The sequence below is a fragment of the Chitinophaga niastensis genome, assembly GCF_003014755.1.
GTDB classification, from domain to species: domain Bacteria; phylum Bacteroidota; class Bacteroidia; order Chitinophagales; family Chitinophagaceae; genus Chitinophaga; species Chitinophaga niastensis.
This window is the reverse complement of sequence record NZ_PYAW01000001.1, coordinates 268,606-284,949: the sequence shown is the minus strand read 5'-3', so window position 1 is coordinate 284,949 and position 16,344 is coordinate 268,606. Positions and strand designations below refer to the sequence as shown.

The 16,344-nt window shown below is 44.2% G+C and carries 14 protein-coding genes; 7 read left to right on the top strand and 7 right to left on the bottom strand.

Features of this window, described 5'->3' with window-relative positions; translation table 11 throughout:
• Positions 1-36: 36 nt before the first annotated feature.
• From CLV51_RS01190 to CLV51_RS01160, 7 genes are all read right to left on the bottom strand, one after another.
• Positions 37-1,353, bottom strand: a complete 1,317-nt coding sequence (locus tag CLV51_RS01190) for a DUF5074 domain-containing protein (protein ID WP_106526183.1) — start codon at positions 1,351-1,353, stop codon at positions 37-39.
• A gap of 200 nt (positions 1,354-1,553) precedes the next feature.
• Entirely contained in the window at positions 1,554-2,126 is a 573-nt protein-coding gene (locus CLV51_RS01185; RefSeq protein WP_106526182.1) for a DUF6580 family putative transport protein, read from the bottom strand.
• 17 nt (positions 2,127-2,143) lie between these two features.
• Positions 2,144-4,096 (bottom strand): TonB-dependent receptor, encoded by a 1,953-nt coding sequence (locus CLV51_RS01180; RefSeq protein WP_106526181.1) that lies wholly within the window; start codon positions 4,094-4,096, stop codon positions 2,144-2,146.
• 138 nt (positions 4,097-4,234) lie between these two features.
• Positions 4,235-4,885, bottom strand: a complete 651-nt coding sequence (locus CLV51_RS01175; protein ID WP_106526180.1) for a tetratricopeptide repeat protein — start codon at positions 4,883-4,885, stop codon at positions 4,235-4,237.
• A 73-nt stretch (positions 4,886-4,958) separates the two neighbouring features.
• On the bottom strand, positions 4,959-5,849 hold the full coding sequence (locus CLV51_RS01170; RefSeq protein ID WP_106526179.1) for an EamA family transporter: 891 nt from the start codon (positions 5,847-5,849) through the stop codon (positions 4,959-4,961).
• Between the two features lie 137 nt (positions 5,850-5,986).
• Positions 5,987-7,210 (bottom strand): MFS transporter, encoded by a 1,224-nt coding sequence (locus tag CLV51_RS01165; RefSeq protein WP_106526178.1) that lies wholly within the window; start codon positions 7,208-7,210, stop codon positions 5,987-5,989.
• Positions 7,211-7,257: 47 nt separating this feature from the next.
• A complete protein-coding gene (locus CLV51_RS01160) occupies positions 7,258-7,932 on the bottom strand; it encodes a FadR/GntR family transcriptional regulator (RefSeq protein WP_106526177.1) in 675 nt (224 codons plus the stop codon).
• Between the two features lie 125 nt (positions 7,933-8,057).
• Here CLV51_RS01160 and CLV51_RS01155 point away from each other — a divergent pair, with 125 nt between their 5' ends.
• The 7 genes from CLV51_RS01155 to CLV51_RS01125 all read left to right on the top strand — a co-directional run bounded on the left by CLV51_RS01155 (position 8,058) and on the right by CLV51_RS01125 (position 16,336).
• On the top strand, positions 8,058-8,762 hold the full coding sequence (locus tag CLV51_RS01155) for a sterol desaturase family protein (RefSeq protein WP_106526176.1): 705 nt from the start codon (positions 8,058-8,060) through the stop codon (positions 8,760-8,762).
• 90 nt (positions 8,763-8,852) lie between these two features.
• A complete protein-coding gene (locus CLV51_RS01150; protein WP_106526175.1) occupies positions 8,853-11,249 on the top strand; it encodes an alpha/beta hydrolase family protein in 2,397 nt (798 codons plus the stop codon).
• A 200-nt stretch (positions 11,250-11,449) separates the two neighbouring features.
• Entirely contained in the window at positions 11,450-12,328 is an 879-nt protein-coding gene (locus CLV51_RS01145; RefSeq protein ID WP_106526174.1) for an AraC family transcriptional regulator, read from the top strand.
• 21 nt (positions 12,329-12,349) lie between these two features.
• Positions 12,350-12,811, top strand: a complete 462-nt coding sequence (locus CLV51_RS01140; protein ID WP_106526173.1) for a DUF983 domain-containing protein — start codon at positions 12,350-12,352, stop codon at positions 12,809-12,811.
• A 186-nt stretch (positions 12,812-12,997) separates the two neighbouring features.
• Positions 12,998-14,347: a TolC family protein gene (locus CLV51_RS01135; RefSeq protein WP_245898588.1), complete on the top strand. Its 1,350-nt coding sequence runs from the start codon at positions 12,998-13,000 to the stop codon at positions 14,345-14,347.
• Positions 14,348-14,360: 13 nt separating this feature from the next.
• Entirely contained in the window at positions 14,361-15,590 is a 1,230-nt protein-coding gene (locus CLV51_RS01130; protein WP_106526172.1) for an efflux RND transporter periplasmic adaptor subunit, read from the top strand.
• On the top strand, positions 15,587-16,336 hold the full coding sequence (locus tag CLV51_RS01125) for an ABC transporter ATP-binding protein (RefSeq protein WP_106526171.1): 750 nt from the start codon (positions 15,587-15,589) through the stop codon (positions 16,334-16,336). Before CLV51_RS01130 ends, CLV51_RS01125 begins: the two co-directional genes overlap by 4 nt.
• Positions 16,337-16,344: the final 8 nt, after the last annotated feature.

The window sequence follows — 16,344 nt, the reverse complement described above, 5'->3', positions numbered from 1 at the left end:
AACTACTAAAAGCTAATTGCTAAAAGCTAAAAACTGTTAATTAAATACTGGCATGGCCGGGAAGAAAAAGCCGGTATAATCAAAGCTTTTCTTAGCAGCGGCAGTAGATGCGTCGTAAATATAAAGTGTATTTACTTGTGCATCCTGTCCGTAGCCCGGTGATTTAATACCGGTGATTACCACGGTATTGTTATTGGAATTATATCTGATACCTGCGCTATACAATTGTTTGCCGGCAGGCAATGTAATAAAAGATGTTTGTAAAGAAGCAGGATTACCTGCTACATATCTGTAAATTTCATTGCCACCACCAAATGATAGGGTCTTAGCCAGGAAAACAACATTTTCTGCAGTGGAAGCTGTCAGCGAACCTGCGTTCCACCAACCCCACGTGCTGTAAATAGTAAATGGTACAGCTATTGTATCTGTTGTAAGTGTTTGCGGATTAATAGCATACAGCGAGTTGCCTCCGCTTGCCCATACTTTACCATCAAGCGTTTGGGTTAAACCTACATCTGCTTTTACAACTTTTTGCGCGATGCTGAAATCACCTGCGTTTAATACTACTACGCCATCAGCCTGGGAAATTACAAATACATAATTACCTGCTTTGAGCATGCCACCTATCTGTCCGTTTACACCAGCAATTTGAGTACCTACTGTGAGTGTTTGCAGGTTAAGTGGATAAAGGCCATTGGCAGTACCAATTAAACCGGTGTTATTGTCGATACCACAGAAAGATCTGCCATCAGCAGGTAATTGTGGTATGCGCCCAGTTTCTTTCATGGTAAAAGCATCTGCCACTACAAGCGGCCCCTGTTTGGAAACCAGGTACAGGTGTCCGTTAAATACAGCACCATATTGTGTAGTGGTACCTAATGTTTTACCGGGGTTCTCCCGCTGGAATACGTTCTGGTAAACGCTGTCTTCTCCGTTACGGTAAAAGTTTACATCACCGGGACCATGACCAAGCCAACCTTCGTTTACGATATAAAAACCATTATCATATTTACCTAATACTTTAATGCGGTAGTAGTAGGAAGCCATACTGTTACCCGAAAGTATTTTATAAGAAATCGTATAATCACCTCTGTTGGTAGGGGTAAAAGTAAAGATGGAGTCCGTGCTGGCTTGCACACCGTTTACCAGCCAAAGGAAAGTGGGATCTTTGGTGTTGGCTAATTGCGGACTCAATACCCTGCTGTCACCGAGATAAATGGTGTCCTGACCATTTTTCAACCCGGGGCTTACTATAGAAGGTACTGTTACAGTTGCTGCGTTATCTTTTTGACAAGAGGTGAAACCCAGTACAGATAGGGCTGCTGCAAAAAAGGAAATCTGAACTTTGCGCATGACTAGTAGTTTATTTACGTATGTCCGTTTTCGTAAGATATTACAGTTGGTTACTGTAACAATGGTGCTAAAGACAGCTGTACTACTTGCAAAAGAGCGTAATAATGGATATTCCTATAACAATTTAGAGATTTAGAGTAAGGCAAATGTTGGTCATCTGCTTATAGCTCTAAATCTCTAAATAAAAAATTTCAAAAATATTATTGGGCAAAATGCAATCTGCGTTTTACCAGTTCAAAGCTACCGAAGAAGATGGCACAATAGATCAGGTTTCCTGCCAGGCTAAACTTCATGTAAGGAATTGCCGCTACGTAGCAGCTGATAAGCCCGGACATGTCTTTGGTATAAAGTGTTCCGGACATCCATACACCAAAATCAGATACGATCCAGTGTGTAACTGCAGCAGCTACAGATGCTAAAACGATATTACCAACACTCGCTTTCTTAATCAACAACTGTCCTATCAGCACAATAAATACGAAGCTGAGGTAATTCCATATCCAACCTTTGTAAAGCAGGCCTTCTGCAAATTCTTTATGAAAAAACTGCATCAGGATAATATCACTGGCAAACATGGTTAATAAAGGGAAAGCATATGATTTCCACTTCTGGGAAAAAGAGGCACCGCCAAATAAGGCCATGGCTCCTACAGGCGTGAACATGGCTATCGGAGACATATTCGCATCAGCACCCAACACGACACGTATTACACCTGCCGCCAGAATAAAGAGCAGCAATACACCAAATCGCGGATTAAGATTCTTTAAAGACATTATGTTGGTTTTAGTGTTTACAAATTAAATACAATACCGGTGTTAAAATTAAACCGACGGGTATTATAACCGAGAATATCAAAATACTGATTATCCGTAATATTTCTAAACCCGGCGAAAATTTTAAGCAAGTTACCAAATTTATACTCACCGTATAAATCCAGGGTGTAATAATCGCCCATAGGTTTAACACCCTCATAGCGCTGCCCCATATATTTATAAGTGGCGCTGGCATAGAAGGCACGCGTTACCTGGTAACCCAAAGTGGCATTCAGTGCATGTCTGGGCACACGGTACAGGTTGTAATAGATAGAGTCTTTATTGTTCTGTTGACGTTGCGTGATACGGCCATCTACATACGTGTAATTTACCGTCAGTTCCAGTGCCCTGGTAATACTCCAGTTAGCCTCTATTTCTGCCCCGTATGCCTGTTGTTTGTCTGCGTTGCGGTATTGACTGAAATAGGTAGCAGGATCATAATAGAAAATGATCAGATCGCGGGTATCACGGGCAAAACCGGTAACCCGGAAATCAAGCGTATTATGCGCCACCGTAGCCTGGTAGCCAGCTTCATAGCTGGTGGTAGTTTCAGGTTTCAGCCCTTTATTGCCATAACCGGTAGCATATAACTGGTACAGTGTAGGTACCCGGTAAGCAGAAGATATATTGATAAATAATTTATGTTGCTGATTAATCAGGTAAGATGGATTAAAAGAGATCGTTTGGTTATTACCATAGAGGCTATGATAGTTGAAACGCCCACCCAGCTCCAGGTTAAAACTACCCATGTTATGCAATAGCAGGGAAGCATACAAACTGGTTTGATTAGTATTGGAGCTGTCAGGAGACAATATAGTAGTGGCTACCGTAGAACCGGGCCACAGGCTCAGCAGCCGGTCGTACTGATTTGTTTTGGACAGCGTAAAAGCTCCGCCACTGATGAGTCTTACCTGGTTGGTAACATCCCAGTTTACATAGGTTTCAAACTGGTGCGTATTGGAAATAAAAACAGAACTGTCGAATTTTGCGTAGGCATTTACCGGAACATCTATTGAATCATTGAGGATATCACGTTTATTACGCTGGTAGCTGTACAAAAAATGCCAGGAGCCCTTTTTGAACTTATACTCACTACTGAAGCCATTCAGGAGATACCTGGATTTACTGGTATAATCTTTATCATCTATGAACGCGCCTTCGTCCAGGTCATGATGATATTTACTCCAGTTAAGCAGGTATTGAAAATTCCAGCGGGAACCGGCTTGCAGCCCCATTTTGGCAAAAACACTGTTTTGTGAAAAGCCATCTTTATCAAAACCGGCTTTGCCGGTAGAATCGTAGGCTTCAGAAAACCCGGTTGTTTTTTCGTGTTTATAACCCAGCATATAGGAGAAGTGCCCCAGGTTGCCATGTACGTTTACATTGCTCTGGTAATCTCTGTAGCTGCCATAGCTGGCATTTACGCCTACACCAAATTTTTTATCACTGTTTTTGCGGGTAATAATATTGATCACTCCGGCCACAGCATTGGAGCCGTAGAGCGTAGATTGGCTACCGCGGAGGATTTCAATTCTTTCTACCTGATCCGGGGAAATAAAATTAAGATCAAATGTACCGGCTATCTGGGAGGCATCGTTTACCGGCAAGCCATCTACCAGGATAAGTGCGTTGCCATTTGTAGCACCGCGCATGTATACGTCGGGGACTGTACCCCGGTTATTTTCAGCCCCGTTTATTACCAGTCCGGCCTGTTGATTTAAGATGCTGGCAATTGTTTTGCCGCTGTTCTTTTGCAGGTACTCGTGGGTGAGGATGGTGACTACCTTACCCGTTTCACTGGCCTTTTGCGGCCCTTTGCTGGCGGTAACAGTAATTTCATTGAGTTGGCTAACCCGGTTAGAATCCTGCGCCATAGCTGCAGTATACCACCCAAGTATAGAAAATAAAGTGGCGTAAAATTTCATTTGCATCAACGAATAGTTTTAAAAAGAGCGATTAGCTTTCAGCAATTAGCTGTTAGTAAAAATGCAGCGAAGATAAAAGTATCATACTTCATCTCCACTGCATTTTTACTAACAGCTAATTGCTAACAGCTAAAAGCCAGTTGCTTATCCGGGCATCCGGGAAATATATTTGTCCATTTCTTTGATCTGGTTCACGATCTGCGCAGTGGTAGGCTTTTGTGCTTTAGCTCTGCGGAAGTATTCTTTGGCAGACTTGAAATCGCGGCGGCTCATGGCTATGGAAGACAGTGTTAACAAGGCCGCAGCCGTGTTTTCTTTGTCCGGAAGGCCTTTTTTCATCGCTATTTTCAGGTTCTGATCAGCCGTTTTAAGGTCATTTTTCTGGTAGGCAATGGTTCCAAGCTGGAAATATTGCATGCCTTCGTATTCCTTCATCGGGCTGCCGGAATTGATACTCTGGCGGATAGTAGACTCTGCTTTGTCCAGGTCATTGGAATACATGGCCATGTTGCTTTGCATAAAATAATATACAGAGCGGATAGGTTTGTACAGCAGTTTGGGGAACTTTACCTGGTTCATCAGCGCGGTAGCTCTTTCGATGTCACCGGCTTCCACGGCTTCCTGTACCATTCTCATGGGCCCGAACATCACATGTGTAACCAAACATACCAGTGCCAGTATCAGCACAATAGTAGCTTCCCACCAGCCAACAGTCAAGCCCAGTGTAATACCGCCTAATAATAACACGATACCTATCGGCAGACGATATAGAATAAAAAAATTAAATGCTTTCATGAAAAAACAGTTCGTAAATCACTAAGTTCTAATAGAGGGGGCAAAGATAAATAAAAAAAACACCTCATGGGTTTTAAATAGTACTCATTACCGGCGACCGTCGTTTCAGATTTGCCATGGCAATTGCACTTAATATGATCACTACCCCCAGTATTTGCAAGGCAGATACGGATTCGTGCAGGAAAATGGTGGCCGATAACATCGCCACCGGCAATTCGGCCGCGCTGAGGATAGCTCCCAGGGATACCCCCGTTTGCGGCATCCCCTTGGAAAACAGAAAAGGCGGCAATACCGTACCAAAAGCCGCCAATGGCAGCCCCCAGATCCATAAATCAGCGCCGGTAAAGCGTCCGTTAAAAAAATATACCGGTGGAAATATCAGGGTGATGATCAGAAATGCCCCGGTAACAATCCAGGCGCTTTTAAGCACAGGCTTTAAAGATGGTGCTACCCGGCCACTCACCACAATAAATACGGTATAACATAAAGCTGCCAGCAAACCAAAGCCGATGCCTTTCCAGTTGAGCTGTGCTGCTCCGCTATTTAATACACCACCGGCCAGCAGGGTGCCTGCCAATATACATATTACCGCTATCCACTGCACAACGGAAGGTCTCCTTTTATAGATGATCCATTCGGCCAACATACTCATCCAGGTAAACTGCATGAGCAGGATAATGGCCACACTGGCAGGAATATATTGTACACTCTGATAATAAGTAATGCTCACAAGACCGGTAGAACTGCCGAGTATAAAGGAAGTGCGGACATCCTTGTTTTTGAGCCCGTAAGTTTGAGCCCTGGATAAAAAATGAATTCCCCACAAAGCCAGCATGCCAAATCCTGCCTGTACACTACAAAGTTCACCTAATGTAAATCCTTGCTGATAGCCCAGTTTAACGATCGTTGATAATATCCCAAAGCTGCAAGCGCCCAGGAGCACAAGCAGTATGCCTTTCCACATAATAATTATTTTTTAGGGTGCGAAGATAAGACTGTGATTTATATGATTAATGTGATTATCCTGACTAGCGAAGATCAGTGCGGAAAATAAATCACGTTAATCTTCGCTAATCAGGATAATCACATTAATCATATAAATCATTGTTTCTTCTTCTCCAGATTCGGTAATAGTCCTGTCAGGAGTCCTATCAGTGGCAGATAAGCACATACCTGGTATACATGATTGATGCTGGTAGCATCTGCAAGCTTACCCAACAGGGCAGAACCTACACCGGCCATACCAAATGCCAGTCCGAAGAACAGGCCGGCAATCATGCCTACCTTGCCTGGTACCAGTTCCTGTGCGTATACCAGGATAGCGGAAAATGCAGAAGAAAGTATAACGCCGATGAATACACTGAGTACGGCTGTCCAGAATAAAGTAGCATGTGGTAGCAATAATGAAAATGGTGCTACCCCCAGGATAGAAATCCAGATCACATATTTACGGCCAATGCGGTCGCCAATAGGGCCACCAATGAAGGTTCCGGCTGCCACTGCAAATAGGAATATAAACAGGTATACCTGCGCACTTTGTACGGATAAATGGAAACGATCCATCAGGTAAAAAGTATAGTAGCTGGTCATACTTGCCATGTAAAAGTATTTGGAGAAGATAAGTGTCAGCAATATGCCAAGTGAAAATATCACTTTGGTATTGGAGAGTGTAGGCTTATCCAGTTGCTGCACCACCTTTTTGGGTTTAATACGATGTGTGTTGGCCAGATACCATTTGCTGATATTCAGCATCACCACAATAGCCAGCAATGCGGCAATAGAGAACCATATGATATGAAACTGTCCGAATGGTACAATTACCATGGCTGCCAGCAAAGGTCCCAATGAGCTGCCGGCATTGCCGCCCACCTGGAATAAGGATTGCGCCATACCATGTTTGCCTCCGGAAGCCATATAGGCCAGTCGCGATGCTTCCGGGTGGAATATAGCAGACCCGATACCTACCAGTCCTACAGATACAAGCACCATAGGGAAGGTATGTGCTAAAGACAAGCTAATCAATCCCAGTAAAGTAAAGCTCATACCAATAGCCAGTGAATAGGGCTGTGGTCTTTTATCGGTGAACAGGCCCACCAGTGGCTGCAATAGCGATGCGGACATCTGGAAGGTGAAGGTAATTAAACCTACCTGTGTAAAATTAAGTTTCAGTGTACCCTTTAGTACCGGGTACATAGCGGGTATCAGCGATTGCAACGTATCATTCAGGAAGTGAGTAAAACTCAGGGCCAGTAAGATGGAGAGCACTGTTTGCTGGGCTACTTGTTTGGCGTCGGTTTGGGTCTGTTCTGATAATGTTGTTTCCATTTCTGTTCTTTTAAGATCAGATCATCTGATGTTTTCAGGTAAAAAAATTATTTGGCAATGCCACTGATTTTGGTTGCCCAAACCAGTGCCTTTTTAGGGTCCTTGTCTATAATGCTTTGCAGTAAAGCATCATGCAGATGTTGTGATTCCGTAAATGAGTCTGTATTGCGGTAACGCAATGCAAAGGCTTTTTTCAAATGCTCCGCTACGGTTCTGTACAGGTCCCGCATGATTTCGTTTTTGGAGGCTTCCGCAATGGTATTATGGAAGTTGATATCCGCCTGTATGCAGGCTTCCAGCTGATTGGCGGCCGCGTACTCAAAACGTTTTTTCAGGAAACCTTTCATTTTTTCTATGTCCTTGCTCGTGCGGTGTACTGCTGCTTTTTCCCCAATTTTTACTTCCAGTAAAAGCCGCACTTCATTCAGGTCTTCAAAGTCTGCCCGCTGCAGTCGCTGCGACAAAGCTTCTCCGGATCCTGTTTGTGAGGCAACAAAAGTGCCCAGGCCCTGCTGTACACGCAGGAGTCCCCGATGTACCAGTATTTTTACAGCTTCGCGGATGCTGGAGCGCCCAACGGCAAACTGTAACATCAGTTCCGGTTCTGTAGGCAATTGTTGTCCTAAGGCATACTTGCCGGAGGTGATCAATCCCTGCAGTCTGTCTGCTACTTCCTCAGCCAGGCTGAGACGTTTTAATGGAGAGCTGTTTATATTCGTCATATCATCTGATGATTACAAAGATAACAGAAATTTTGATTGTTGATGATCCGATCATTTATTTTTTAACAGCGATCATTATCTGCATAAAATAATCAAATAGCTGAATTATTTTACCTTTAGCGAAGATGAACATCTTGCTTGAAATATTACGCGCACTACCTGCCTGGCTGCTATGGACTATCTTCCTGGCTGAAAATCTGCTGATTATGCTGGGCGTACTCGCATGGGGCAATGTATTGCAACGTAAACCACGCAGCAGGATGTTTTCGTATAGCCGCAAACAATGGAGCATTGCGCTGCTCACCTGTGTATTAAATACTATTGTCACCTATGTTGGGTACTGGCTCTGGAAGCAGGGCTACATCCATATTTCAACCGGTTTTTCCGGATGGATAATAATAGACGCGGTGTTTTTATTCCTGGCCATGGACTTGCTGATGTATATATTTCACTACTGCATCCATAAAACATTTGTCTACAAGCTGCTACACGGGCTACATCACGAATCTACAGATCCGGAGCCGATTGATCTTTTTATACTTCATCCACTGGAAACGCTGAGCTTCGGCGGATTGTGGCTCTTGTTACTGCTGGCATTCAGCATGAATATTTATGGTATCATCATTTACCTGGCTGTAAATGTATTGTTTGGTATGATGGGACATCTGGGGATGGAGCCGCTGCCTGAAAAAGTGCGCCAATGGCCGGTATTACGTTATCTGGGTACTTCTACCTTTCATCACGGGCATCATAAAAATGAGCAATACAACTTTGGGTTTTATACCAGCTTGTGGGACCGCCTCTTTCGTACATTTAATGAATCCCTTTAATATCACTCATCACTTTCCATTTTGTTCTCCGCAGCAATAAGTTTATTTTGGCCGGATACCTTGGTTACAGCTTATTAATTCAACCGCTATATGAGAAAACTGATTTTATCGTTATCCTTATTCATTACTTTTCGAACCTATGCCCAGGACGCGCTGAAATATCAGACGCCTCCGCAAAGTATTCTGGAACTAGCCATGGCAGCACCTTCGCCATCGGTAGATTTTAACAGCAAAGGAGATGTGATGCTGGTGATGGAACGCACCAGTTATCCTACTATTGAAGAATTATCGCAGCCGGAATACCGCCTGGCCGGAAACCGGATTAACCCGGCTAATTTTGGCCCCAGCAGGGGTGGTTATATTACCGCTATCCGTATTAAACTGGTAAATGGAAAAAAAGAGTATGCGGTTACAGGGCTCCCGGCTAATGCACGTATCAGCAACATACGCTGGTCGCCGGCACAAAAGAGTATAGCCTTCACCGTTACTAATAACAACAGCATCACTTTGTGGAAGGCTGATGTGGCCAGCGGTGTGGCTAAACAGCTAAGTACCCGCCGGTTGAATGATACCGGAGTACCGGCTTTTACCTGGATAGATGAAGAGCGTATCCTCGCGATGGCTGTTCCTGCCGGTATTGGCAATGCACCGGAAAAACCAGTAGCACCGGAAGGCCCTACAGTACAACAAACCAGCGGTAAAGCAGCTCCTGCGGCTACTTTTCAGGATATGCTAAAGAATCCTTATGATGAAAAATTATTCGATTACTATTTCCAGTCCGAACCGCTGATCATCAGTAACAGCGGCGAACAGGTAATCGGTAAACCTGCTATTTACAGTACCGCTGCACCATCTCCCGACAATCAATACCTGCTGATGGAAAGTTTGCATCGTCCATACTCTTACCTGGTAGGTGCCGGACGTTTTCCAACAGCAATAGAAATATGGAAAATGAATGGAGAGCTGGTGAAAAAACTGGCCAGCAATCCGCTGGATGAAGTAAGACCTAAAGGTTTTGATGCCACCAGCAACTATCCGCGCAATTTTGCATGGCGCAATGATGCCCCGGCTACTATCTGGTGGGTACAGGCCCTGGATGGCGGTGATCCTAAAAAAGAAGTGCCTTTCCGCGATGTAGTAAATACACTGGCAGCACCTTTTAATGGAGACCCCACACTACTGGTACAAACAACTAACCGCTTTGCTGGTATCTCCTGGGCTAATGCACAGCTGGCACTGGTGTCAGATGTCAATAACACACAACAAAAAGTAAAGGTAAGCCGCATAGATCCGTCTCATCCCGCACAGGCACCGGTAACCATTATTGACCGTTCCGAAAATGACCGCTATAATGATCCCGGAGAGCCGGTAATGGTGAAAAATCAATACAACAGATCTGTATTGTATGTATCGCCGTCTAATGAATTACTGATGACAGCACCCGGTGCATCTCCCGAAGGTGACCGTCCGTTCCTGTCTAAATTCAGTCTGAATGACGGCAAACAGAACATCCTGTGGCGTTCACAGGCTCCGTACTATGAGCAGGTAACCAATGTGATTGATCCGGCCAAACTGGTGGTAGTAGTGGCACGCGAGTCTGTAACATCTCCTGTGAACTATTATCTGCAGGACCTGAAAAAGAAAAACGCAGCGGTAACTTTAACCGCTTTCCCGCATCCACAGCCACAATTAGAAGGTGTTCAAAAACAACTGCTGAAATATAAACGCAAAGATGGAGTAGACCTCACGGCTATGTTATACCTGCCAAAAGGCTATGATCCCGCTAAAGACGGACGTTTACCGGTACTTATGTGGGCTTATCCACGCGAATATAAATCTGCCAGCGACGCTGCACAGGTACGCGGTTCCGCTTATAAATTCACGCGTGTAAATTATGGTTCTCCTATTTTCTGGGTTACCCGTGGCTTTGCTATCATGGATGCTACTGAAATGCCTATTGTAGGCGAAGGTGATAAAGAACCAAACGATTCTTTTATTGAGCAATTGGTGATGAATGCTGATGCGGCTGTAGACAAGATCACAACCATGGGTGTGGGAGATAAGAACCGCATTGCCGTTGGTGGTCACTCTTATGGCGCATTTATGACGTCTAACCTGCTTGCACATACGAATTTATTTAAAGCCGGTATATCCCGTAGCGGAGCCTATAACCGTACTTTAACGCCATTCGGATTCCAGAACGAACAACGTACTTACTGGCAGGCGCCGGATGTATACTATAAAATGTCTCCGTTTTCTTATGCAGATAAGATTAAAACGCCTATACTCATGATCCACGGCGAAGCAGACAATAACTCTGGCACCTTCCCGATCCAGAGCGAAAGATTATACAATGCCATCAAAGGAAATGGCGGCACTGCACGCCTGGTATTCCTGCCGCAGGAAAGCCATGGTTACGCTGCTAAGGAAAGTATCCTGCATATGCTGTGGGAAATGGATGAATGGCTGATGAAGTATGTCAAATAAACTGTGATTTATATGATTAATGTGATTATCCTGATGTGGGGAGATCAACGCGAATAATCTTCGCTGAAATCTTCCCACATCAGGATAATCACATTAATCGTATAAATCACAGTTCAGATATTTACAATAAGTAAAAAGTACCATTAAAGCCCCTAATTCCACAATCCGCTTTCCTTCCTCCGTATTACCTTTGTAACATCATGTCAAAGGCATTCATTCCTACATACGATATCTGTTCCCTGGCAATGGGAAGACCGGCATCAGAAGATATACTGGTCGCCAGATTCTCAGCGTATCTGGCTGTGCATAAGGATATTCATTTTCCGCACCGCCACTCTTTTTACCACCTGGTGTTTTTTACTGCCGGGGGAGGAAGCCATACTATTGACTTTGAACGTTTTCCTGTTAAGCCCGGTCAGCTTTACTTTATGATACCCGGACAGGTACATAGCTGGTTCTTTTCCGGAAAGACAGAGGGCTACGTGATGAATGTATCCGCTGATTTCTTTAACGCATTTTTACAGGACGCTGAATATGTAGAGCGATTTCCTTTTTTCAGCGGTGTGAGTGCTGAAGGCGTGGTACAGTTGCCCAAAGCAACCGCTCCTGTGGTAACACAGTTGTTTGAAGAGATGTTAAAAGAAATACGCGGTGAGCAGGTGTATAGTCAGGATCTCCTCCGGTTAAAGGTGCTGGAAATGTTTATACAGGTAAGCCGTGCCAGCAGACAGAAACATGCTAAACAGGAGCCTCCGCACAACTATGTACTGCTGCGTAATTTCCGTAAACTGGTGGATCAGCATTATATGCAGCTACACCTGCCCAAAGACTATGCTGCGCGTTTGTATGTAACACCTAATTATCTCAACGCTTTTTGCCGGCATATGCTGGGCAAATCGGCCGGGGAAATTATCCGTGACCGTGTGCTGTTGGAAGCAAAAAGATTATTGATCAATGCAGATATGAGTATCGCGTCTATTGCTTACCAGCTAAGCTTTGAAGACAACTCCTATTTTACTAAGTTCTTCAAAAAATATGCAGGTGTGACACCGGAAGAATTTCGTAAAAATATTTCCTGATAAAATTTAAAGCCTCCATATATGTGTGCAGATAAAAATCATGAAAAATCCGGTCTGCTGAAAAGCCTGCTGGGTAATAAATGCGCCCGTTGCAGACGGGGAGCTATTTATACAAGTAAGAATCCCTATGATCTTAAAAACTGTTTGAAGATGCCCGATACCTGCCCGGTATGCGGACAACAGGTAGAAGTGGAAGTAGGATTTTATTACGGTACCGGCTATGTTAGTTATGCCTTGTCTATTGCAATATGTGTAGCCAGTTTTATTGCCTGGTGGTTATTCATCGGGTTCTCTATATACGATAACCGTATTTTTTGGTGGTTGGGTGTAAACGCATTTATTCTGTTGGTGATGCAACCGCTTATTATGCGCTGGTCCCGTACCATCTGGATGGCATTTTTCGTGTATTATGATGAAAACTGGTACCAGGGGCCACCTGAAGGTAGTGGCAGGGCAAATGCAACGTTTAAAAATGCTATATAGATAATTACGAATTACAAATTGCGAATTACGGATATAAGCGATCTTCGCTTATATCCGTAATTCGCAATTTGTAATTCGTAATTTTTGAAGTGCCGTTGATGTATGAAGACGAATTATTCGTTATATTGTATTACTATTTAACCCCGTTCTATATCTGCAGATTTTACTAACATCAATGGTTATACGATGATGTTTTTCAGATGGCCCGGAACAATTTTACTCTTTTTTGTATTTTCCTTTTTGGTGAGTCCGCGACTGTTGGCGCAGGACAGCAGCGGCATAGCTTTGCCGGCTCAGTGGAGTTTGCAGGAGTGTTTTGATTATGCCCTGAAGAATAATATCCAGTTAAACAGTTTAAGATTAAGCCGGATGAGCAGTGAACAGGATCTGTTGTTATCCCGTGCTGCCCGGCTGCCTAACCTGAACGCTTCCGCTACACAATCACTGAATGGTGGTAAAACAATTAGTGCCGCTGGTAATTCGTCTTATGAGCTGTCTGCTGCTGGTAATTATGGCGTTAATTCAGCCCTCACCGTTTATCAGGGTGGATTTCTCAACTATGACATCAAACAAAAGAACCTGGCAATGCAGGTAGCAGGGCTGAATATAGCCCAACAGGTAAACGATATAACCGTACTCATTACACAGGCTTATCTGAACATCTTACTGGCCCGGGAGAATATTGTATATGTAAAGGATGTGGTAACTACCTCTGAAGCACAGGTAAAACAAGGACAGCAACAATATGATGCCGGCAGCATTGCATTGATTGGATTGGTGCAATTACAGTCGCAACTCGCTAATGACCGCTATCTGCTCACTATCGCAGAAAATCAGCACAGGCAGAATAAGCTTGTCTTAAAACAATTGTTGCAATTACCCGGTAGCTACAGCTTTGAAATAACAGCGCCGGATACACTCATCTCCAATACACATCTTGCTACGCTGCAGGAAGCGCAGGATTCTGCCCTGGCAAACCGGCCGGAAGTAAAGAGTGGTGAACTGGGTGTGCAGATATCTTCACTGGATCTGGCAAAAGCAAAATCCGGTTACCTGCCCACAATTACTGCAGGCGGGGCATTGGGGTCTTCCTATGGATCAAATTCAGGGAGTAGTTATTTTAAACAGATAGATAATAATTTTTATCAGCAGATAGGGTTAACACTGTCCGTACCCATTTTTACACGAAGGGTGGTTAAAACCAATGTAGAGAAATCAAAGATCGGGATAGATCAATCTAAACTAACATTGAAAGACACCAAAACCAATCTCTCCCAAACAATTGAACAGGCTTATATCAATGTGCAGAATGCACAGGCGCAGTACGATGCTGCGGTAGAGCAATTGAAATATTCACAGGAAGGCTATCGTATAGCCAGCGAGCAACTGAAAGTAGGAGCAGCCAATATTGTGGTTTTTCTGCAGCAGAAGAATTTATATATACAGGCTTTGCAATCTTATACACAGGCTAAATACAATGCTGCACTGAATATCAGGATATATGATTTTTACAGGGGCGTGCCGGTAAAACTATAAATGCAAAAGAGGTATGAGAAAGTATAAAGGAGTTATCATCACCGTGGTAATCATATTGGCGCTGATTGTTATCTGGTATCTTTTTATCCGGAAGAAACCGGTACCGATCTCATTTGAAACAGCGCAACCTGCATACGGACATATAGCCACTACCGTTACTGCCACCGGCACCATACAGCCTGTGGATACAGTTGCCGTGGGCACACAGGTTTCAGGCACACTTAAATATTTGTATGTTGATTTTAACAGCCATGTAAAAAAAGGACAACTACTGGCTGAACTGGACAAGGCCCTGTTTCAGGCCCAGGTAGATCAGTTCAGTGCCAATTTACTGGTGGCTAAAAGCAACCTGGAATACCAGCAGAATAACTTTCAGCGGCAGGACCTGTTATATAAAACCGGTGCTATCAGTAAAGCAGATCACGACCTGGCTACCAACCAGCTGGGTCAGGCCAAAGCCAATGTGGCCAGTGTAAATGCCCAGTTACAGTCAGCGTTGAAAAATTTCTCTTTCACTGAAATAACTTCACCCATAGAAGGAGTTGTGCTGAACAGGAACGTGAGCGTAGGACAAACCGTGGCCGCCAGTTTTAATACACCTACCTTATTCGTTATTGCAAAGGATATTACCAAGATGCAGGTAGAGTCGAGAGTGGATGAAGCAGACATTGGCACCGTTACAGACTCACAACGTGTAACCTTCACCGTAGATGCTTACCTGGAAGATGTGTTTGCGGGGCGTGTACAGGAAATCCGCCTGCAGCCTTCCGTTGCATCCAATGTAGTAACGTATAATACCATCATTAATGCCCCCAATGATAATATGAAACTAAAGCCGGGTATGACGGCTAACGTTACCATCGTCACCGCAGAAAAAGACAGTGCCTTGCTGTTGCCGGTAAAAGCGCTCAAATTCCGACCGGATTCTGTACAGCTGAAAGATTATGTAATACAAAGTGCGGTGCGCAAAAATGTAGGCCAGAAACGTGATTCCACCGCCGGTAAGTTAAAAAGCGGAACACGGTTAGGGTCCTCTAATTACGTATGGCTGCTCCGCGGCGATACGCTGATACAAAAACATATCAGAACAGGACTCAATGATAACACACATATAGAAGTACTCTCAGGAATAAACCAGGATGATGTGGTAATCATTAATATGAACACTGGCCCCACTGCAGTAGCAGCCGGAGCTGCTAAAAGCCCGTTCTTACCAAAAATGGGAGGAGGCCGCAAACGATGAACAACAAGATCCTGGAATTGCAGCATATCAAGCGTGAGTTCGTAATGGGCACAGAGATAGTGCGTGCATTAAAGGGCGTCACCTTTGACGTACATGCCGGTGAGTTTATTACTATTATGGGCAGCAGTGGCTCCGGTAAAACTACGTTGCTGAATATATTGGGTTGTCTGGATAAGCCTACGGATGGAGAATACCTGCTGGATAACGTGAATGTGAGTGGATTATCCCGCAACGAGCTGGCGCGATTGCGCAATCATAAAATAGGCTTTGTATTTCAGGCATACAATTTATTACCGCGTACTTCTGCACTGGAAAATGTGGAGTTACCGCTGTTCTATAATCCCGAACTAACGGCTAAGCAAAGAAAAGATAAAGCATTGGGTGCGCTGGAATCAGTAAAGCTGGCAGACCGGGGAGATCATACACCCAGCCAGCTTTCCGGCGGACAACAACAACGGGTAGCCATTGCAAGGGCATTGGTAAATCAGCCGGTGATGATATTGGCAGATGAAGCCACGGGCAACCTGGATACCCGCACTTCCTACGAGATAATGGCCCTCATGCAGGACCTGAATCAGCTGGAAGGCAAAACCATCGTATTTGTTACCCACGAACCGGATATCGCTGCTTTCAGCAGCAGAACGGTAATGCTGCGTGATGGCAAAGTGGTGAAAGATAGTAAGAATGAAAATGTACGTTCGGCAAAAGAGGCGCTGGAGGCTTTGCCACCGGCAGATGATTATTAACTAACAAA

What these genes read in the sequence shown, in the direction of transcription:
- CLV51_RS01165 (WP_106526178.1), bottom strand. Translation starts at nt 7,210, where the DNA reads ATGGAAACAACATTATCAGAACAGACCCAAACCGACGCCAAACAAGTA.
- CLV51_RS01150 (WP_106526175.1), top strand. Translation starts at nt 8,853, where the DNA reads ATGAGAAAACTGATTTTATCGTTATCCTTATTCATTACTTTTCGAACC.
- CLV51_RS01135 (WP_245898588.1), top strand. Translation starts at nt 12,998, where the DNA reads ATGATGTTTTTCAGATGGCCCGGAACAATTTTACTCTTTTTTGTATTT.
- CLV51_RS01130 (WP_106526172.1), top strand. Translation starts at nt 14,361, where the DNA reads ATGAGAAAGTATAAAGGAGTTATCATCACCGTGGTAATCATATTGGCG.
- CLV51_RS01160 (WP_106526177.1), bottom strand. Translation starts at nt 7,932, where the DNA reads ATGACGAATATAAACAGCTCTCCATTAAAACGTCTCAGCCTGGCTGAG.
- CLV51_RS01175 (WP_106526180.1), bottom strand. Translation starts at nt 4,885, where the DNA reads ATGAAAGCATTTAATTTTTTTATTCTATATCGTCTGCCGATAGGTATC.
- CLV51_RS01190 (WP_106526183.1), bottom strand. Translation starts at nt 1,353, where the DNA reads ATGCGCAAAGTTCAGATTTCCTTTTTTGCAGCAGCCCTATCTGTACTG.
- CLV51_RS01185 (WP_106526182.1), bottom strand. Translation starts at nt 2,126, where the DNA reads ATGTCTTTAAAGAATCTTAATCCGCGATTTGGTGTATTGCTGCTCTTT.
- CLV51_RS01125 (WP_106526171.1), top strand. Translation starts at nt 15,587, where the DNA reads ATGAACAACAAGATCCTGGAATTGCAGCATATCAAGCGTGAGTTCGTA.
- CLV51_RS01145 (WP_106526174.1), top strand. Translation starts at nt 11,450, where the DNA reads ATGTCAAAGGCATTCATTCCTACATACGATATCTGTTCCCTGGCAATG.
- CLV51_RS01140 (WP_106526173.1), top strand. Translation starts at nt 12,350, where the DNA reads ATGTGTGCAGATAAAAATCATGAAAAATCCGGTCTGCTGAAAAGCCTG.
- CLV51_RS01155 (WP_106526176.1), top strand. Translation starts at nt 8,058, where the DNA reads ATGAACATCTTGCTTGAAATATTACGCGCACTACCTGCCTGGCTGCTA.
- CLV51_RS01180 (WP_106526181.1), bottom strand. Translation starts at nt 4,096, where the DNA reads ATGCAAATGAAATTTTACGCCACTTTATTTTCTATACTTGGGTGGTAT.
- CLV51_RS01170 (WP_106526179.1), bottom strand. Translation starts at nt 5,849, where the DNA reads ATGTGGAAAGGCATACTGCTTGTGCTCCTGGGCGCTTGCAGCTTTGGG.